Genomic DNA, 18327 nt, shown 5'->3' with positions numbered 1-18327 from the left:
GAATTTCGAGCGCATATGAGACTTTGGAGGAGCACAACCGATGTCCCCGAATTCCCCTGCGCCCGACGCGCTGGTCGAGCGTCATGCGCGCGCGGGCCAGTCGCTCGTCGCGATCCTGCACGCGATCCAGGACGACGCCGGCTACGTGCCGCCGGGCTGCGTCGCGCCGCTCGCCAAGGCACTCAACCTGTCGCGCGCGGAAGTCCACGGCGTACTGACCTACTACCACCACTTCCGCACCGCGGCGCCTGCGCGCGTGACGATCCAGATGTGCCGCGCCGAAGCATGCCGCAGCATGGGCTGCGAAACGCTCGCCGCACACGCGGAAGCACGCACGGGCTGCCGGTTCGACGCGGCGCACGGCGAGGCCGCGGCTGCGCACGCGCCGGACGCCGTCGCGCTCGAATCGGTGTACTGCCTCGGCCTGTGTGCGCAGTCGCCGTCGCTGACGGTCAACGGCGTGCTGCACGCGAAGGTCACGCCGGAGAAATTCGACGCGCTGCTCGCCGACGCGGTCGCCCGCACGCCGGAGGCCGCATGACGACCCGCATCTACGTTCCGCGCGATTCGTCCGCGCTGGCGCTCGGCGCCGACGCGCTCGCGGCTGCGATCGTCGCGGAAGCCGAACGGCGCGGTGTGGCGATCGAACTGGTCCGCAACGGCTCGCGCGGGCTGCTGTGGCTCGAGCCGCTCGTCGAGGTCGGCACGGCCGCGGGCCGTGTCGGCTACGCGAACCTGTCGGCCGCCGACGTGCCTTCGCTGTTCGACGCCAACTGGCTGGACGGCGGCACGCACCCGAGCGCCGTCGGCCTCGTCGATGCGCTGCCCTATCTCGCGCGCCAGCAGCGCCTCACATTCGCACGCATCGGCCTGACCGATCCGCTGTCGATCGACGACTACCTGCAACACGAAGGCCTCGCGGGCCTGAAGAACGCACTCGCGCTCGACGGCGATGCCGCGTGCGAGACGCTGCTCGAATCAGGGTTGCGCGGCCGCGGCGGCGCGGCGTTCCCGGCCGGCATCAAGTGGCGCACCGTGCGCAACGCGCGCGCCGCGCAGAAGTACGTCGTCTGCAACGCGGACGAAGGCGATTCGGGCACGTTCTCCGACCGCCTGCTCATGGAATGCGATCCGTACTGCCTGATCGAAGGGATGATCATCGCGGGCATCGCGACGGGCGCGACGATCGGCTACATCTACGTGCGCAGCGAATACCCGCACGCGATCGCCACGCTCGAAGCCGCGATCGGCCGCGCGCGCGAAGCCGGCTGGCTCGGCGAGCACGTGCTCGGCTCCGCGCACGCGTTCGAGCTGCACGTCGCGAAAGGCGCGGGCTCGTACGTCTGCGGCGAAGAAACGGCGCTGCTCGAATCGCTCGAGGGCAAGCGCGGCGTCGTGCGCGCGAAGCCGCCGCTGCCCGCGCTCGCCGGCCTGTTCGGCCAACCGACCGTCATCAACAACGTGATCACGCTCGCGACGGCGCCCGTGATCTTCGCGCGCGGCGCGGCGTTCTATCGCGACTACGGGATGGGCCGCTCGCGCGGCACGCTGCCGTTCCAGCTCGCGGGCAACATCCGCCAGGGCGGCCTCGTCGAGCTCGCATTCGGCGTCACGCTGCGCGAACTGCTGTTCGACTTCGGCGGCGGCACGGCCAGCGGCCGGCCGGCGCGCGCCGCGCAGGTCGGCGGCCCGCTCGGCACCTACCTGCCCGATCATCAGTGGGACGTGCCGCTCGACTACGAGGCGTATGCGGCGATCGGCGCGGTCGTCGGCCACGGCGGCATCGTGCTGCATGACGACACGTCGAACCTCGCCGAGCTGGCCGAATACGCGATGAAGTTCTGCGCGATCGAATCGTGCGGCAAATGCACGCCGTGCCGGATCGGTTCGACGCGCGGCGTCGAGACGATCGCACGGATCCGCGACGGCGACACATCGGAGCGACAGGTCACGCTGCTGCGCGACCTGTGCGACACGATGCTGGCCGGCTCGCTGTGCGCGATGGGCGGGATGACACCGTACCCGGTGCTGTCCGCGCTCGACCATTTCCCCGAAGATTTCGGGCTCGCTGCCGGCAAGCATGCCGCGTCGGGTCCGGCCAAGGCCGCGGCCTGACCCAGAAGGAGCCCTGCATGTCCCTCGACACGAACAACGTCCGCCAAGGCGGCTGCGGCTCGGGCCAATGCGCGTGCAAGAGCGCCGCGCAGGCACGCGAGCGCGACCCGTTCGACGATACCGATTACGGCACGCCGCACCGGCATGCCGATACCGACGTCACGCTCGAAATCGACGGCCAGCCGGTGACGGTCCCGGCCGGCACGTCGGTGATGCGCGCGGCGATCGAGGCCGGCGTCAACGTCCCGAAGCTCTGCGCAACCGATTCGCTCGAACCGTTCGGTTCGTGCCGGCTGTGCCTCGTCGAGATCGAAGGCCGGCGCGGTTATCCGGCGTCGTGCACGACGCCGGCCGAAGCCGGCATGAAGGTGCGCACGCAGTCGGACCGGCTGCAGTCGCTGCGCCGCAACGTGATGGAGCTGTACATCTCCGACCATCCGCTCGACTGCCTCACCTGCCCCGCCAACGGCGACTGCGAGCTGCAGGACATGGCGGGTGTCGTCGGGCTGCGTGAAGTGCGCTACGGCTTCGACGGCGCGAATCACCTGAAGGACCGCAAGGACGAATCGAACCCGTACTTCACGTACGACCCGTCGAAGTGCATCGTCTGCAACCGCTGCGTGCGCGCCTGCGAGGAAACGCAGGGCACGTTCGCGCTGACGATCGCCGCGCGCGGTTTCGAATCGCGCGTCGCCGCGGGCGAAAGCGAATCGTTCATGGCGTCGGAATGCGTGTCGTGCGGAGCGTGCGTCGCCGCATGCCCGACGGCCACGCTGCAGGAAAAGACCGTCGTGCAACTCGGGCAGGCCGAACACTCGGTCGTCACGACCTGCGCGTACTGCGGCGTCGGCTGCTCGTTCAAGGCCGAGATGAAGGGCACGCAGGTCGTGCGCATGACGCCGCACAAGAACGGCCTCGCGAACGAAGGCCACGCGTGCGTGAAGGGACGCTTCGCATGGGGCTACGCGACGCACAAGGACCGCATCACGAAGCCGATGATCCGCGAGAAGATCACCGACCCGTGGCGCGAGGTGAGCTGGGACGAAGCACTCACGTACGCGGCGACGCAATTCCGCAAGCTGCAGCAGAAGTACGGCCGCGATTCGATCGGCGGCATCACGTCGTCGCGCTGCACGAACGAGGAAACCTATCTCGTGCAGAAGCTCGTGCGCGCCGCGTTCGGCAACAACAACGTCGATACCTGCGCACGCGTGTGCCATTCGCCGACCGGCTATGGCCTGAAGACGACGCTCGGCGAATCGGCCGGCACGCAGACGTTCGCATCGGTCGGCCAGGCCGACGTGATCGTCGTGATGGGCGCGAACCCGACCGACGGCCACCCGGTGTTCGGCTCGCGGATGAAGCGCCGCGTGCGCGAAGGCGCGAAGCTGATCGTGATCGATCCGCGCCGCATCGACGTCGTCGACGGCCCGCACGTGAAGGCCACGCATCACCTGCAGCTGCGCCCCGGCACCAACGTCGCGATCGTCAACGCGCTCGCGCACGTGATCGTCACCGAAGGGCTCGTTGCCGATGCATTCGTCGCCGAGCGCTGCGACACACGCGCGTTCGAGCAATGGCGCGAATTCGTGTCGCGCGAGGAGAATTCACCGGAAGCAACCGCCGACGTGACGGGCGTGCCGGCCGAGCGCGTGCGCGAAGCCGCCCGCCTCTACGCGACGGGCGGCAATGCCGCGATCTATTACGGGCTGGGCGTCACCGAACACGCGCAGGGCTCGACGACGGTAATGGGCATCGCGAACCTCGCGATGGCGACCGGCAACATCGGCCGCGAAGGCGTCGGCGTCAATCCGCTGCGCGGCCAGAACAACGTGCAGGGTTCGTGCGACATGGGCTCGTTCCCGCACGAACTGCCCGGCTACCGGCACATCAGCGACGCGGTCGTGCGCACGCAGTTCGAACAGGCGTGGTCGGCCACGCTGCAGCCGGAGCCGGGGCTGCGCATCCCGAACATGTTCGATGCCGCGCTCGACGGCAGCTTCAAGGGGCTCTACTGCCAGGGCGAGGACATCGTCCAGTCGGACCCGAACACGCAGCACGTCGCGGCCGCGCTGTCGGCGATGGAATGCATCGTCGTGCAGGACATCTTCCTGAACGAGACCGCAAAGTACGCACACGTACTGCTGCCGGGCTCGACGTTCCTCGAGAAGGACGGCACGTTCACGAACGCCGAGCGCCGCATCTCGCGCGTGCGCAAGGTGATGCCACCGCTCGCGGGCTACGCGGACTGGGAAGTGACGCTGCTGCTGTCGCAGGCGCTCGGCTACGACATGCACTACACGCATCCGTCGGAAATCATGGACGAGATCGCGCGGCTCACACCGACCTTCTCGGGCGTGTCGTACGAGAAGCTCGACGCACTCGGCAGCATCCAGTGGCCCTGCAACGAACACGCGCCGGAAGGCACGCCGACCATGCACATCGACGCGTTCGTGCGCGGCAAAGGCCGGTTCGTGATCACCAAGTTCATTCCGACGCCGGAAAAGGTCACGCAGCGCTACCCGCTGATCCTGACGACGGGCCGCATCCTGTCGCAATACAACGTCGGCGCGCAGACGCGCCGGACCGAAAACGTCCGGTGGCACGAGGAGGACCGCCTCGAGATCCATCCGCACGACGCGCAGGATCGCGGGATCCGGAGCGACGACTGGGTCGGCATCGAATCGCGCGCCGGGCACACGGTGCTGCGCGCGCTCGTGACGGAGCGCATGCAGCCGGGTGTCGTGTACACGACGTTCCACTTCCCCGAATCGGGCGCGAACGTGATCACGACCGACAGCTCCGACTGGGCGACGAACTGCCCGGAATACAAGGTGACGGCCGTGCAGGTGATGCCGGTTGCGCAGCCGTCCGACTGGCAGCGTGCGTACGCGCGCTTCAACGCGGAGCAGATCGACCTGCTCGAGCGCCGCGCGGCCACTCCCGACACCGTGACGACAGGCAAGTGAGGCAGCGATGGACCACGAACACCTGATCGACATGGCCAACCAGATCGGCGCATTCTTCGAATCGATGCCCGATCGCGACGAAGCGCTGGCCGGCATCGCCGATCATATCCGGCGCTTCTGGGAACCGCGGATGCGCCGCGCGTTGCTCGCCGCGCTCGACGATCCGTCGGGCGAAGGCGCGCAACGCGCGGCACCGATCGTGCGCGACGCGATCGCCGCGCACCGCGCATCGCTCGTGCCCGCCGCCGCGAGCGCCTGAGCGCGCCGCTACGCGGACTGCGCCGCGCCCACGAACCAGGTTTCGCAGTGGCGCAGCAGCGCGTTCGCGTCGGTTGCCGTGCGCCCGCGCGCGGCGACATAACCGTCGGGCCGCAACAAGTAGAACGACGGCCGCGAGCGACCGTATTCCTGCGCCAGCCCGGCGGCCCCGTTGCCTGCCGCATCGGTGACGCGCCACACGCGCACCGCCTCCGGCATGATCCGTTCGAGCCCCTGCACGATCGCCTGCGCATCGGCCGGCATCGGCGGCACCTCGCCGGTGTCGGCATCCACCGGCTCCTCCAGCAACAGCAGCGTGAAGCTCGCCGGATCGTGAATATCGTAGAGCCGCGCCGTTCCCGGCGCCCGGCCGAGCGGCCCGTCGAGCACATGCACGAGCGCATCGGGCGCCCGCTCGCCCGCGCGCGGCCCGCCGTCGAGCACGCGCTCGAGCGTGAGCGGGCTCTTCCGGTACTGCACGCCAAGCTCGCTGACCGTGCGCCGCACCGCGTCGCGCATCGGCCCGAACGACGCCAGCAGCGGCACGACATGATCGCGCAGCAGCTTCATCGCACCACGCTCGGCTTCGACCATCTGCGTGACGAAACCGGTCTGCCGCAATACGTCGCGCTCGATCGGATGGCGCTCCGCGTGATACGTGTCGAGCAGTCGCTCGGGTGTACCGGCGGCAAGCACGCGCGCAAGCTTCCAGCCGAGATTGAACGCTTCCTGGATGCCGGTGTTCATACCCTGCGCGCCGGCCGGGCTGTGGACGTGCGCGGCGTCGCCCGCGAAGAACACGCGGCCGTGACGCAACCGGTCGACCATCCGGCTGTGCAGGTGAAAATAGGACGACCACGCCAGATCGCTCGGCGAGATCGACACTCCGGCACGTTGATGCACGACCGCATCGCACTCCGCGAGCGTCGGCGGCGGCGCATCGGACGACGCGCCGCTGCCGGGCGGACGGTCGGCCACGAGCCGGTAACGGCCGCCGCCCATCGGAAACAGGCCGGCCATGCCTTCGGGCGACGTGAACAGGTGGATCTCTTCGTCCGGCCAGTCGGGTATCGCCGCGAAATCGGCGAGCAGGAACGTCTGCTCGAACGCCTGCCCGGCAAAGCCCAGGCCGAGCAGATGCCTGACCGTGCTGTGCGCGCCGTCTGCCGCGATCAGGTACGACGGCGCGAACGACTCGTCGCGGCCGTCCGCGCAGCGGATCGATACGTCGAGCGACGTGCCGCCCGCGTCGCACGCGGTCAGTACCGCGCCGCGCTCGACGGTCACGCCGAACTGCGCCAGATGCTCGGCCATCAAACGCTCGGTGACGCTCTGGTCGAGAAACAACAGATACGGATAGCGCGTTTGCAGCGGATCGAAATCGAGCCGCGCGATCACGCGGCCGTCGGCATGCAGCGCGGCTGCGTGTGCGCGATGACCGAGTGCGAGAAACGGCTCGACCGCGCGATGCTGCTCCAGCAGTTCGAGCGTGCGCGCCTGGATGCCGATCGCGCGCGAATACGGCGCGGGCGCCGCGAGGCGATCGATGATGCGCACCGGCACGCGGGCCCGCGCGAGGCTCATCGCCGCGGCAAGACCGGTCGGCCCCGCGCCGACGATCAGCACGGGCGGGATATCGGGCAAGGTGTCAGCCATGAGAACCTCGATGACACGCGATCCTGCAAGGATACGCCGCTCCGCGTGACGGGGCCATATGCCGATCGGCAAACTCGCGGCACCACCGCGCGGTGTGGGAAAATGCCGGCTTTCCGTCAGTTTTCGCGTCATGGATTCCGCATTCGACCGGGCGTACGCCGCACACCGCGCTGGCCGCCTCGCCGAGGCCGAGCACGGCTATCGCAACGCGCTCGCCTCCAACCCCGCCGACGCCGACGCGCTGCACCTGTTCGGCGTGCTGCGGCACCAGCAGGGCCAGCACGCCGAAGCGGCCGATCTCGTCGGCCGCGCGGTCGCGCTGCGTCCGGACGATGCCGCGCTGCAGCTCAATCTCGGCAACGCGCTGAAGGCGCTCGGCCGGCTCGACGAGGCGATCGACCGCTTTCGCAACGCGCTGACGCTCGCGCCCGAATTTCCGCTCGCGCACTACAACCTCGGCAACGCGTATGCGGCACTGCAGCGTCACGACGATGCGATCGATGCGTTCGGCCGCGCGCTGCGGCTCACGCCCGATGACGCATCGATCCACAACAATCTCGGCAACGCGCTGAACGCGCTCGGCCGCCACGACGACGCACTCGCCGCTTTCGGTCGTGCGCTCGAACTGCGCCCCGGGCATGCGGGCGCGCACAACAACCTCGCGATGGCGCTGAACGCGATGGGCCGTGCCGACGACGCGATCGCGCACTTCCAGGCCGCGATCGCCGCGCAACCGCGTTTCGTCGCCGCGCATTTCAATCTCGGCAACACGTTCGATGCGGTCGGCCGGCATGCCGAAGCGGCAGCCGCGTTCGAAGCCGCGCTCGCGCTGCACCCGCCGTTTCCGCTCGCGCTGTTCGGGCTCGCCAACGCGCTGTGCGCGCAGGCGCGCCACCGCGATGCGCTGCCCTACTACGAGCGCGCCGTCGGCCTCGATCCGTCGTTCGGCCTCGCGTGGCTGAATCTCGGCAACGCGCACCACGCGCTCCGCGCACACGAGATGGCGCTGCGCGCATTCGACCAGGCGCTGCGCGTCGCGCCCGATCTCACGCTCGCGCGGCTGCACCGCGCGGTCACGCTGCTGACGCTCGGCGATTTCACGCGCGGCCTGCCCGCGTACGAAGCGCGCCACGACACGCCGGGCGCCACGCCGCTCGGCACACTGCCGCGCTGGCAGGGCGAGCCGATTGCGGCGCGCACGCTGCTGATCCGCGCGGAACAGGGGTTCGGCGACACGCTGCAGTTCGTCCGCTTCGTGCCGCTGGCCCGCGCACGCTGCGCGCAGGTCGTGCTCGAAGTCCAGCCGGAACTCGTGGCACTGCTGGCGCCGGCCGCATCGCGCTGGCGCGTGACGCTCGTCGCACAGGGTGCGGCCAGGCCGCCCGCGGCAGATGTCGCCTGCACGATGATGAGCCTGCCGTTCCTGCTCGGGCTGCAACCGGACGACATCGTCGGCGGCTCGCGCTACCTCGACGCGCCCGACGGCGCCCGCCGGCGCTTTCGCGGCTCGCTCGGCGGGCAGTCGAAGCGCAAGTTCGGGCTGGCATGGTCGGGGCGCCGGCAGGCGCAGGAAAACCGCTCGATGCCGTTCGACGCGCTCGCGCCGCTGCTCGCGCTGCCGGACATCGACTGGATCGTGCTGCAGCCGGCCCTCGACGACGACGAACGCGCACGCGTCGACGCGCATCCGCGCGTGCATCGCCTCGACGGCCGGCTGAACGACTTTGCCGATACGGCCGCGCTGATCGAGCGGCTCGACGGCGTCGTCACGATCGACACGGCCGTCGCACACCTCGCGGGCGCGCTCGGCAAGCCGCTATGGGTCATGCTGCCGTTCGCGTCCGACTGGCGCTGGTTCACCGGCGACGACTGCCCGTGGTATCCGCAGGCCCGAATCGCCCGCCAGCCCGCGCCGGGCGAATGGCTCGACGTGGCGGCCAAGGTTGCCGGCAAGCTGCGCGACGCCTGAGCGCAGACGAAAAAGGGAGCGCAGTTCAAGTGCGCTCCCTTTTTCAATGCGATCCGCAGCCCATGCAGCGCGACGGACAGGCGGCCGTCAGGCCGCCTTGTACTGGTTGCGCGCCTCGGACGTGCGATACAGCACGAGCGTGGCGATCAGCCCGCAGATCGCGGCGACGCTCAGCCACAGCCCCGGCGCCGCCTTGTTGCCCGTCTGGTGGATCAGCAGCGTCGAGATCGCGGGCGTGAAGCCGCCGATCGTCGTCGCCAGGCTGTACGCGAGCGAGAAGCCGGCCGTACGCACGTCCGCCGGCATCACTTCGGTCAGCGCGACGACCATCGCGCCGTTGTACGACGCATAGAGGAACGACAGCCACAGTTCGACCGCGAGCAGCCGCAGGAACGACGGATCGCCGACGAGCCACAGCACGGCCGGGTAAGCCGTCAACAGCGTCAGCACGGTGAACGCGATCAGCACCGGGCGGCGGCCGATGCGGTCGGACAGCGCGCCGGACAACGGCAGCCACACGAGGTTCGAGATGCCGACGCAGACGGTCACGACCAGCGCGTCGAGCGACGACAGGTGCAGCACTTCCTTGCCGAACGTCGGCGTATACGCGGTGATCATGTAGAACGACACCGTCGTCATGATCACCATCCCCATGCCTGCGACCACGACACCCCAGTTGTCCAGCATCGAGCGCATGATCTCGCCCATCGTCGGGCGGTGACGCTTCGCGAGAAATTCGTCGGTTTCCTTCAGCGAACGGCGGATCAGGAACAGGAACGGCACGATCAGGCAGCCGATCAGGAACGGGATGCGCCAGCCCCATGCGCTCATCTCCTCGGCCGGCAGCGCGCGGTTCAGCAACACGCCGACGAGCGCGGCAAACACGACGGCCACCTGCTGGCTGCCCGACTGCCACGACGTATAGAACCCCTTGTGCCCCTTCGTCGCGATCTCCGACAGGTAGACCGACACGCCGCCGAGTTCGACGCCGGCCGAGAAGCCCTGCAGCAGCCGGCCGAGCAGCACCAGCACCGGCGCGAGCACGCCGATCGTCGCGTAGCCCGGTATCGCGGCCACCGCGAGCGTGCCGATCGCCATCAGCCCGAGCGTCAGGATCAGCCCCTTGCGGCGGCCGTGATGATCGATGTACGCGCCGAGCACGATTGCGCCGACCGGCCGCATCAGGAAGCCCGCGCCGAACACCGACAGCGACAGCATCAGCGACGCGAATGCGTTGCCGCTCGGGAAGTAGGTTTTCGCGATGGCCGCCGCGTAATACCCGTAGACCATGAAGTCGTACATTTCCAGGAAGTTGCCGCTGACGACCCGGAACACGGTGCGGACTTTCGATTCCTGCGCGATGGCGTGTGACGCTGTGGACATGTTTTTCTCGCTCAACTCGGATGGCGCGCATGCGCGCCGCATGGACCCGGCGATGCGTGTCGCGCCTGGCCGGCGCGCGCAGGCATCGCTGCCCGCCGGCGGCGCATCGCACGACGACGCGTGCACCGGCATGGTCCGCGAATGATGCCACGCGAAGCCGACATTTGCCTTGTAGCGCCGCTGTCGTTGCCGTCGCGGTACCCGCCTAGTACGAGTCGTCCTGAATCGGGCACAAGAATCAGATCAATCCGATCGACCTGCCTTCGCCGGCTGACCACAATGTCACGATTTGCGACGACACTTCCGCGCCGCGCCGGCACGGTTGCCCGTGTCGCACGGCGCACCGCTCTCATGACCCCATCGCCCCTCGTCCCCGTCGAAGGCGCGCTCGCCCGCCCTCGCGTCGCCCCGCTCGACCACGTCCCGCTGTTCGGCCGCGAATGGAAGTTTCGCGGCGCGCCCGGTGCGCGGCCCAGCAAGAACTGCCTCGCGACACTGACGACGTCCTGCATCGACGTCGACCGGCCGCACAGCGTGTGCCGCTGGCAGCCGTTGCCCGCGATGACGTCCGCACCCGCTTCGGCCGGACCGCCCGCCGTCGCGGGCCGGCACTTCCGGCATACTGCCGCCCCCCCGCGGGACCGCCGCGCGATGTACGCAACCTGCTGGAGCATCGGCGCGCTCGGCATCATCGGCTGGCTGATCGCCGCGCATGAACCGCCCACGGGTTTCAGGTCCGCATATGAGATTCATGCGGCGAGCACCGTGCCGGATCGCTCGACCTCGGCCACCGGCACCGTGCGCGCCGCCGCCGGTCGGCCCGGCCCATCGACGCGCGCCGCGCCGCCGCCGCGCACGGCGGCGACACCTGTCACGAAAGCGGCCGAATCGCAGCCCGCCGCACACCGCGTCGCCGGTCGTCCGGCGCCACTTCCGCCGCAGGCGACGTCCGGCACACAACGCACCGCCGCGGCATCGCCGCACCGGGCCAGCAGTCGTCAGCAGGCAACGACGCCGGCCCGAACGCCGGCCGTCACGCGGCTCACCGCCCATTCACCGCTGCGGCACACCGCAGCCACTGTCGCGGCACGCGAGCGGCGCGCCCCGCCGCCGCTCGCGACGGGCACGCTCGACGATCCGCTCACGCTGATCGCGATGGCAAACGCGCTGCGCGGCGCCGAACCCGCCCGCACGACGCACGCGAGCGCCAGCGGTTTCGACTGGACGTCGCAACTGACCCACCGCCGCTTGACCGATACGCCCGACGCGTTCGCGCGCTGACGATGTCCCGATGGCAACCGCCCAATAAAAAACCCGGCGAAGATCGCTTCGCCGGGTTTCGCTCGTCTCTGCCGTCCTGCTGACGAATCGTTACTTGTGCGCGGGCAGCCCCGTCTCGGTCTGCTGCTCGAGTCGCCGCACCTGCTCCTGCAGATCGCGCAATTGCAACTGCGCAGCGCGCTTCTCGACCTGCAGCGCCTGCGTCTGCTCCTGCGCCGACTTCTGGCGCTGCGCGACTTCGGCTTGCTGGCTGCGCGCGACGCTCAGGTCGGCCTGCAGCTGCTGCGCACGATTCGACTGCAGCGCGATCACGCGTTCGAGGAACGCCTTCTGCGCCTGCAGCTCGGTACGGCGGAGCTCGATATCGGCAAGCTGCACGGTCTGCTGGACGAAGTTCGCATACACCATCTCCGCGCGGCTCTTCTCCTGCGAGCGGATCACGCGCCACAGATTCTTGTCCTGGAACAGCGCGACGTAGTACGTCATCTCGCGCGGATCGAACAGCAGGCTCGCGCCGTAGCTGCCGTTGTACGTGGTGCGCATCTCGACGATCCGTCCGTCGCGCAGCATCTGCGTCAGTTCGGCGACGTTGCCTTGCGCGGCGGCGTCCGTCGACGCGGCACCGCCGCTCAGGCTCGTCACCGCCGGACGCGTACCGGCGGCGGGTGCGGTCGCGTCGGCAGACCAGGCCGCGCCCGCTTGCGCACAGGCCGCCAGCGCAACGATCCACGTGGCACAGCGTGCAGGGGAAAAATTTCGGAAAACCAACGTCAGACTCCGGCGAACGAATCGGGAGTCGCGATTATCGTCCAAAACGAAACGGCCGCATCTCGAATTTATCGGGATGCGGCCGGCCTTCGTGCGACGCGGAAAAACGCGGTTTGCTACAGGCGCGTTTCGCGCGCCGCGCGCAGGAACGCATCGAGCAGCGGCGTGCAGTCGAGCAGTTCCGAGCCGCCCGCACGATGGAACTCGGGGTGCCATTGCACGCCGACGACGAACGGCGAGCGACGGTGGCGAATACCCTCGATGATTCCGTCGCCAGCCGACACGGCCTCGATGTTCAGGTCGCGGCCGAGATCGCGGATCGCCTGGTGATGGATCGAGTTGACGATCGCTTCGCTGCGCCCGGGGAACATGCTCGCCAGCGTCGACGAATCCGGGAAGCGGATCGCGTGACGATGCTGGTCGTAGTGTTCACTCACATGCGCATTCGCGGTCGGCACATCGGTCGCGATGTCCTGATACAGCGAGCCGCCGAACGCGACGTTGATCAGCTGGCAGCCGCGGCACACGCCGAGCACGGGTTTGCCGGACTCGACGAATTCATGCAGCAGCTCGAGTTCGTACATGTCGCGCACGCGATCGCCCGGCCATTCGGGGCGCACATCCGAGGCCGCGTAGGTTTGCGGCGACACATCGGCGCCGCCTTGCAGCAGCAGGCCGTCGAGATGCTTCGCGTAGTCGCGCAGGCGGATGTTGCTCGGATGGATCATGCCCTGGTGGCCGACCGTCGGAATCATGAACACGAGCACGTCGCGCGACATCACCCAGTGGGCGATCGATTCCTCGAGATACTGCAGCGTCTTGCCGCGCAGCCCCTTCGCGCCCGGCTCCGGATGGAAGATCCGCGCCGACACGCCGATGCGCAGCGTGCGCTGCGTGATGCGCTGGCCGGCGCGGTCGAACAGCCGGCGTGCCCGCGCCGCGACGATCCGGCCGAACACCGACCATGGCGTGTCGCTCTGCTTCAGGTAGGCCGGCGGTGCGTTCTGCGCGCTCGCGGGCGGCGGCCGCGGCGTATCGAAATCGGGCTGCGCGCCGAAACCGGGCGGCGGCGCGCCGGGCTTCGGCGGCGCGGCAACGCCATCGACGGCGGCTGCAGCCGCCGCGCCGGGCGCACCGGGCTCTGACGCGGCCGTGACCGGCGACGCGCCGTCCGCGGCGACGTTCTGCGCGGCGGCGGCTTGCGCGGCCGGCGCATCGGGCGTTTTCGCCGGATCGGAACGGAGGGAGTCGGAAGAAGCGGAAGAGGTGCCGGGCAGACCGGCCGGGGAAGGCGTGTTTTCGCTCATGACGATGGTCTGGTACGTCGCTCACGCGTATGGGTAGACGAGGATTCATTATGCTTCAGTGCACGATCGCGCGGCAAACCTGCAACATCCTGTCGCCATTGTTGCAAGTCGATGCAAGCAACGCCGGCGACCGTCCCCGTTCGCGGCCTGCCCCACCGGTGTCTCGCCGCCCGCACTGGACACCAGTGATATATCACAATAATATCCACGCATCGTCCACGCTCCCGATCGCCCGCGCCATGATCGCGCCCCGTCCGGCCGCCGCGCCGCACCTCGCATGATTACCCTGACCGACGTCACCCGCGACCGGCCCGCCGCGCCGGCGGCCAGCCTCGCCGACCGCGCCTACGCGCTGATCCAGCGCGACATCATCACGATGCGCCTGAAGCCGGGCGCCGCGCTCAACGAAGCCGACCTCGTCGCGCGCACGGGGATCGGCCGCACGCCGGTGCATCAGGCCGTGCATCGGCTCGTGCTCGAAGGGCTGCTGTCCGTGATGCCGCGCAAGGGCTTGATGGTGCAGCCGCTGTCGCTCGACGACATCGTCGCGGTGATCGACGTGCGGCGCATCAACGAAGCGCACTGCGCGGAACTCGCCGCGCGCCATGCGACGCCGGACGATCTCGCGCGCATGGCTGCGCTGCTCGACGACGGACAGGCCTGCGTCGACACCCACGACGTCGAGGGAATGATGGAACTCGACCGCGCGTTTCACCAGGCGATCGCCGCGGCCGCACGCAACACGGTCCTCGCGGAAATCCTGCGCGCGCTGCACGAGCGCTCGCTGCGCTTCTGGTTCGTCACGCTGTCCGAACCGCACCACCTCGCGGACGTCCAGCACGAGCATCGCGAGCTGTTCGAGCGGCTGTCCGCGCGCGACGCCGCCGGTGCGCGCACGGCCGTCGAAGGCCATATCGATTCGTTCCGCTCCACGCTTCTCCAACATCTTCGCCCCTGAGCCGCCCATGACCACTTTCACGCCCTTTCCTCCGCTGGCCCAGCTCGCCGCCGACCTCGCGGCCGGCCGCACCACGAGCCGCGCGCTCGTCGACGCCGCGCTCGACCGGATCGCCGATCCGTCGGGCCAGGGCGCCGTCGTCTTCACCGAAGTCGACGCCGACAACGCGCGTGCGGCCGCCGACGCACACGACCGGCTGCGCGCCGCGGGCACCGTGCTGTCGCCGCTCGCGGGTATCCCGGTATCGGTGAAGGACCTGTTCGACGTCGCGGGCCAGGTGACGCGCGCGGGGTCGCGCGTGCTCGACGGCGCGCCGCCCGCGCGCACCGATGCGGTCGCCGTCGCGCGGCTCAAGCGGGCGGGCGCGGTGCTGGTCGGCCGCACCAACATGAGCGAGTTCGCGTTCTCGGGGCTCGGACTGAATCCGCACTTCGGCAATCCGCGCTCGCCGTACCATCGCGACGTGCCGGGCGACGCGCGGATTTCCGGCGGTTCGTCGTCGGGGGCGGCCGCGTCCGTCGCCGACGGGATGGCCGCCGTCGCGCTCGGCACCGATACCGGCGGCTCGATCCGCATTCCGGCCGCGCTGTGCGGGCTGACGGGCTTCAAGCCGACCGCGAGCCGGATCCCGACGCAAGGCGGCGTGCCGCTGTCGACGACGCTCGACTCGTTCGGCCCGATCGGCCTGACGGTCGCGTGCTGCGCGCTCGTCGACCGGATGCTCGCGGGCCTCGAGCCGCACGTGCCGGCCGCCCGGTCGCTCGAAGGCGTGCGGCTCGGCGTGCTGACGAACTACGTGACGGACGGGGTCGACGCTGACGTCGCGGCCGCGCTCGACACCGCGCTCAAGCATCTCGAAGCCGCCGGCGCGATCGTCACCGAAGTGCGCTTCCCTGCGCTCGACCGGCTGCCGGAGATCAACCGCTTCGGCTTCTCGCCGATCGAGGCGTATGCATGGCATCGCCCGCTGCTCGCCCGGCATCGCGACCAGTACGACCCGCGCGTGCTGACGCGGATCCTGAAGGGCGAACCCGCGAGCGCGGCCGACTATCTCGACCTGCTCGCCGCGCGCGCCGCGATGCTCGACGAAGCCGCGCACACGGTCTGGGCGCGCTTCGATGCGCTCGTCGCGCCGACGGTGCCGGTCGTGCCGCCGCGCATTGCCGACCTCGAAACCGACGACGACGCGTTCACGCGCACCAATGCGCTGATCCTGCGCAACCCGAGCGCGTTCAACTTCCTCGACGCGTGCGGCCTGTCGCTGCCGTGCCACCCGCGCGACGCGGCACCGGTGGGCCTGATGCTCGCGGCGGCGCCGCATCGCGACGACGCGCTGCTCGCGATCGGCCAGGCGGTCGAAGCCGTGCTGAACACGATCCGCTGACCGCGCCAGCCGATCGCCGGCGGGCAGTGCGCGCGATGCGGCAGGGTGCCGCACGCGCGCTGTCAGTTTCGTGCCAGACCGTTCGCGCTAAAATCGCGCGATTGTTTTCCGGACCGACCGACGAGGAACCCCGCCGACATGAACGACTACACGCTTGCGCTACGCCGTGAACGCCGCCTGCTGATGCTGCTCGGATGGGCGTGCATCGCCCTGCTGGCTGGCGCGCTGTACCTGCAGTACGTGAAGAACGAAGATCCGTGCCCGCTGTGCATCATCCAGCGCTACTTCTTCTGCGCGATCGGGATCTTCGCGTTCCTGGCCGCCGGGATCCGCAACTGGCGCGGCATCTGGGTGCTCGAACTGCTGATCGCGATCGCGGCGGCCGGCGGCGTCGGCACGGCCGCGCGACACCTGTCGATCCAGATGAATCCGGGCTTCAGCTGCGGCTTCGACACGCTGCAGCCGATCGTCGACAGCCTGCCGCCCGCGCAGTGGTTCCCCGGCATGTTCAAGGTCGCCGGGCTGTGCGAGACCGTCTACCCGCCGATCTTCGGCATCCTGCTGCCCGGCTGGGCGCTGATCGGCTTCGCCGTGATCCTGGTCGCGGTCGTCGCGAGCCTCTGGCGTCATCGCCGCAAGCTCGCGGGCTGACCGGCCGGCCGCCTTGCCGGCCACCGGCATGTGCGGCTCGATCGAGCCGCACGCCGACGTCTCCATCCGGCGCTTTCGCCGCCCCAATCCGGCCGGCCGCGCGTAAACACCTACTCCGCTGCCGCCCCGATCGCCGGGCGAACGCGCGTCGCGCGAGCGTCGCGCCCCCGCCCCGTCACGCGTGCGTTTCGGCCCGATGCGCACGCATCGGTCCCCCGATCCCGCGCGGCGGGCCTATGATCGACATGATCGCCTCCTGATAGCCCGGATCACCGCCCGGCCATGTTCCTGCCGCGTGGCGATGCTATCTTCGGGACTGGATGGCGATCTACGTGCGCGAGGCCAGGCGGTCTCACCGCTCCCTGCGTAACGCGCGCCCGATCCGCAATGTCGACTGGATTCATCATGACAACGCAAACCATCCGCATCCGTCACCCTCATGGCGTCCGCGTGTCCAGCGGCGCCGTTCGCGCGCGTCGTCGGCGCGCCGCCGCCGCACTGCGTCAGCCGTGCGGCCGGCCTGCCCTGCTCCCGTCCGTCCTCGCCATCGTCATGCCCGCCGGCCCGCGCCGCGTGTCGTGCCGCGTCGTTCCGCACGGGGTGTGCTGATGGAAGCCTGGCTCGGCGATCTGCAGCAACTGCTCGCGCACGGCGAAGCGGCCGTGCTCGTGACGGTCGCGCATACCGACGGCTCCGCGCCGCGCGAAGCCGGCACCAAGATGCTCGTCACGCGCGACACGGCCCGCCATACGATCGGCGGCGGTCATCTGGAATGGAAGGCGATCGAGATCGCGCGGCATCTGCTGAAGGACGGCGCGCACGTGCCGCACGCACGCCGGCTCGAGCGGCTCGCGCTCGGCCCGAGCCTCGGCCAGTGCTGCGGCGGCGCCGTGGTGCTCGCGTTCGAGCGGCTCGACGTCGGCGATCTCGGCTGGATCATGTCGCTCGCGAAGCGCGTCGCGGCCGGCGCCGCGACCGTGCGTAGCGTATCATTCGGCCCCTCGCCGGGCGCGCCGCTGTTGAGCGAGCCCGAATCGGAAGCCGCGCGTGCCGACTGCCTGCTGTGGGAAACCGGCGGCGTGTCGCTGCTGACCGAAACGATCGCGCCGTATGCGTTCCCCGTCGTGCTGTTCGGCGCCGGGCACATCGGCACCGCGCTCGTGAAGGTGCTGGCGACGCTGCCGTGCCAGGTGCGCTGGATCGACGGGCCCGATGCGGTGTTCCCGCCGGCCGACGCGCTCGCCGGCATCGGCAACCTCTCGATCGACGCGGCCGCTGCCCCGGCCGACGCGGTCGACGCAGCGCCGCCGCAGTCCTACTTCGTCGTGATGACGCACGACCACGCACTCGATTTCGTGCTGGCCGAGCGCATCCTGCGACGCGGCGACTACGCGTACTTCGGAATGACCGGCTCGCACGCGAAACGCGCGCAGTTCGATCATCGCCTCGCGGCGATCGGCATCGACCCGGCCCAGGTCGCGCGGATGCGCTGCCCGATCGGTGTCGAAGGCATCATCGACAAGGCGCCCGAAGTGATCGCGATCTCGGTGGCTGCGCAATTGCTGCAGGCCGTCGAAGCGAATGCGTCCGCGCAGGCTTCCCCTACCTACTGACCGACCAAGAACGAC

The 18327-nt window shown here is 69.7% G+C and carries 15 protein-coding genes; 11 read left to right on the top strand and 4 right to left on the bottom strand.

Annotated elements, in window-relative coordinates; translation table 11 throughout:
• Nucleotides 1-40: 40 nt before the first annotated feature.
• Genes AC5LXX_RS04960 through AC5LXX_RS04945 form a run of 4 tightly spaced genes read left to right on the top strand, consistent with a single transcriptional unit; the run spans nt 41 to nt 5343 of the window.
• Nucleotides 41-541: an NAD(P)H-dependent oxidoreductase subunit E gene (locus tag AC5LXX_RS04960; RefSeq protein ID WP_493410679.1), complete on the top strand. Its 501-nt coding sequence runs from the start codon at nt 41-43 to the stop codon at nt 539-541.
• Nucleotides 538-2115 carry a formate dehydrogenase beta subunit gene (locus AC5LXX_RS04955; RefSeq protein ID WP_493410678.1) on the top strand — a complete coding sequence of 526 codons (1578 nt, stop codon included), beginning with the start codon at nt 538-540 and terminating at the stop codon, nt 2113-2115. Before AC5LXX_RS04960 ends, AC5LXX_RS04955 begins: the two co-directional genes overlap by 4 nt.
• A gap of 17 nt (nt 2116-2132) precedes the next feature.
• Nucleotides 2133-5084, top strand: a complete 2952-nt coding sequence (gene fdhF, locus AC5LXX_RS04950) for a formate dehydrogenase subunit alpha (protein WP_493410677.1) — start codon at nt 2133-2135, stop codon at nt 5082-5084.
• Between the two features lie 7 nt (nt 5085-5091).
• Nucleotides 5092-5343 carry a formate dehydrogenase subunit delta gene (locus AC5LXX_RS04945; RefSeq protein WP_493410676.1) on the top strand — a complete coding sequence of 84 codons (252 nt, stop codon included), beginning with the start codon at nt 5092-5094 and terminating at the stop codon, nt 5341-5343.
• 8 nt (nt 5344-5351) lie between these two features.
• On the opposite strand, the gene AC5LXX_RS04940 is transcribed toward AC5LXX_RS04945, so the two are convergent.
• Entirely contained in the window at nt 5352-6998 is a 1647-nt protein-coding gene (locus AC5LXX_RS04940) for an FAD-dependent monooxygenase (RefSeq protein ID WP_493410675.1), read from the bottom strand.
• 130 nt (nt 6999-7128) lie between these two features.
• Between AC5LXX_RS04940 and AC5LXX_RS04935 the strand changes: the two genes are divergently transcribed.
• Nucleotides 7129-8967, top strand: coding sequence for a tetratricopeptide repeat protein (locus AC5LXX_RS04935; RefSeq protein WP_493410674.1), 1839 nt, complete (start codon nt 7129-7131; stop codon nt 8965-8967).
• 87 nt (nt 8968-9054) lie between these two features.
• Here the strand turns inward: AC5LXX_RS04935 and AC5LXX_RS04930 are convergent, their stop codons facing one another.
• Entirely contained in the window at nt 9055-10350 is a 1296-nt protein-coding gene (locus AC5LXX_RS04930) for an MFS transporter (protein WP_493410673.1), read from the bottom strand.
• Here AC5LXX_RS04930 and AC5LXX_RS04925 point away from each other — a divergent pair.
• Nucleotides 10349-10495 (top strand): hypothetical protein, encoded by a 147-nt coding sequence (locus AC5LXX_RS04925; RefSeq protein WP_185658122.1) that lies wholly within the window; start codon nt 10349-10351, stop codon nt 10493-10495. The genes AC5LXX_RS04930 and AC5LXX_RS04925 overlap by 2 nt on opposite strands.
• Nucleotides 10496-10701: 206 nt before the next feature.
• Nucleotides 10702-11631: a hypothetical protein gene (locus AC5LXX_RS04920; protein ID WP_493410672.1), complete on the top strand. Its 930-nt coding sequence runs from the start codon at nt 10702-10704 to the stop codon at nt 11629-11631.
• Nucleotides 11632-11721: 90 nt separating this feature from the next.
• Here the strand turns inward: AC5LXX_RS04920 and AC5LXX_RS04915 are convergent, their stop codons facing one another.
• A complete protein-coding gene (locus AC5LXX_RS04915; protein WP_493410671.1) occupies nt 11722-12399 on the bottom strand; it encodes a DUF2968 domain-containing protein in 678 nt (225 codons plus the stop codon).
• 116 nt (nt 12400-12515) lie between these two features.
• Entirely contained in the window at nt 12516-13706 is a 1191-nt protein-coding gene (locus tag AC5LXX_RS04910; RefSeq protein ID WP_493410670.1) for a gamma-glutamyl-gamma-aminobutyrate hydrolase family protein, read from the bottom strand.
• 277 nt (nt 13707-13983) lie between these two features.
• Here AC5LXX_RS04910 and AC5LXX_RS04905 point away from each other — a divergent pair, with 277 nt between their 5' ends.
• The 4 genes from AC5LXX_RS04905 to xdhC all read left to right on the top strand — a co-directional run bounded on the left by AC5LXX_RS04905 (nt 13984) and on the right by xdhC (nt 18312).
• The gene (locus AC5LXX_RS04905) at nt 13984-14664 is read left to right on the top strand and encodes a GntR family transcriptional regulator (RefSeq protein WP_493410669.1); all 681 of its coding nucleotides are present in this window, start codon (nt 13984-13986) and stop codon (nt 14662-14664) included.
• Nucleotides 14665-14671: 7 nt separating this feature from the next.
• Entirely contained in the window at nt 14672-16048 is a 1377-nt protein-coding gene (locus AC5LXX_RS04900) for an amidase (protein WP_493410668.1), read from the top strand.
• Between the two features lie 138 nt (nt 16049-16186).
• Nucleotides 16187-16699: a disulfide bond formation protein B gene (locus AC5LXX_RS04895; protein ID WP_493410667.1), complete on the top strand. Its 513-nt coding sequence runs from the start codon at nt 16187-16189 to the stop codon at nt 16697-16699.
• 608 nt (nt 16700-17307) lie between these two features.
• A complete protein-coding gene (gene xdhC, locus AC5LXX_RS04890; protein WP_493410666.1) occupies nt 17308-18312 on the top strand; it encodes a xanthine dehydrogenase accessory protein XdhC in 1005 nt (334 codons plus the stop codon).
• Nucleotides 18313-18327: the final 15 nt, after the last annotated feature.

It is taken from the genome of Burkholderia torrens (assembly GCF_984668525.1).
The sequence above is the reverse complement of the archived record's forward strand: the minus strand, read 5'-3'. Positions and strand labels throughout refer to the sequence as shown.

What these genes read in the sequence shown, in the direction of transcription:
- AC5LXX_RS04960 (WP_493410679.1), top strand. Translation starts at nt 41, where the DNA reads ATGTCCCCGAATTCCCCTGCGCCCGACGCGCTGGTCGAGCGTCATGCG.
- AC5LXX_RS04955 (WP_493410678.1), top strand. Translation starts at nt 538, where the DNA reads ATGACGACCCGCATCTACGTTCCGCGCGATTCGTCCGCGCTGGCGCTC.
- fdhF (WP_493410677.1), top strand. Translation starts at nt 2,133, where the DNA reads ATGTCCCTCGACACGAACAACGTCCGCCAAGGCGGCTGCGGCTCGGGC.
- AC5LXX_RS04945 (WP_493410676.1), top strand. Translation starts at nt 5,092, where the DNA reads ATGGACCACGAACACCTGATCGACATGGCCAACCAGATCGGCGCATTC.
- AC5LXX_RS04940 (WP_493410675.1), bottom strand. Translation starts at nt 6,998, where the DNA reads ATGGCTGACACCTTGCCCGATATCCCGCCCGTGCTGATCGTCGGCGCG.
- AC5LXX_RS04935 (WP_493410674.1), top strand. Translation starts at nt 7,129, where the DNA reads ATGGATTCCGCATTCGACCGGGCGTACGCCGCACACCGCGCTGGCCGC.
- AC5LXX_RS04925 (WP_185658122.1), top strand. Translation starts at nt 10,349, where the DNA reads ATGTTTTTCTCGCTCAACTCGGATGGCGCGCATGCGCGCCGCATGGAC.
- AC5LXX_RS04930 (WP_493410673.1), bottom strand. Translation starts at nt 10,350, where the DNA reads ATGTCCACAGCGTCACACGCCATCGCGCAGGAATCGAAAGTCCGCACC.
- AC5LXX_RS04920 (WP_493410672.1), top strand. Translation starts at nt 10,702, where the DNA reads ATGACCCCATCGCCCCTCGTCCCCGTCGAAGGCGCGCTCGCCCGCCCT.
- AC5LXX_RS04910 (WP_493410670.1), bottom strand. Translation starts at nt 13,706, where the DNA reads ATGAGCGAAAACACGCCTTCCCCGGCCGGTCTGCCCGGCACCTCTTCC.
- AC5LXX_RS04905 (WP_493410669.1), top strand. Translation starts at nt 13,984, where the DNA reads ATGATTACCCTGACCGACGTCACCCGCGACCGGCCCGCCGCGCCGGCG.
- AC5LXX_RS04900 (WP_493410668.1), top strand. Translation starts at nt 14,672, where the DNA reads ATGACCACTTTCACGCCCTTTCCTCCGCTGGCCCAGCTCGCCGCCGAC.
- AC5LXX_RS04895 (WP_493410667.1), top strand. Translation starts at nt 16,187, where the DNA reads ATGAACGACTACACGCTTGCGCTACGCCGTGAACGCCGCCTGCTGATG.
- xdhC (WP_493410666.1), top strand. Translation starts at nt 17,308, where the DNA reads ATGGAAGCCTGGCTCGGCGATCTGCAGCAACTGCTCGCGCACGGCGAA.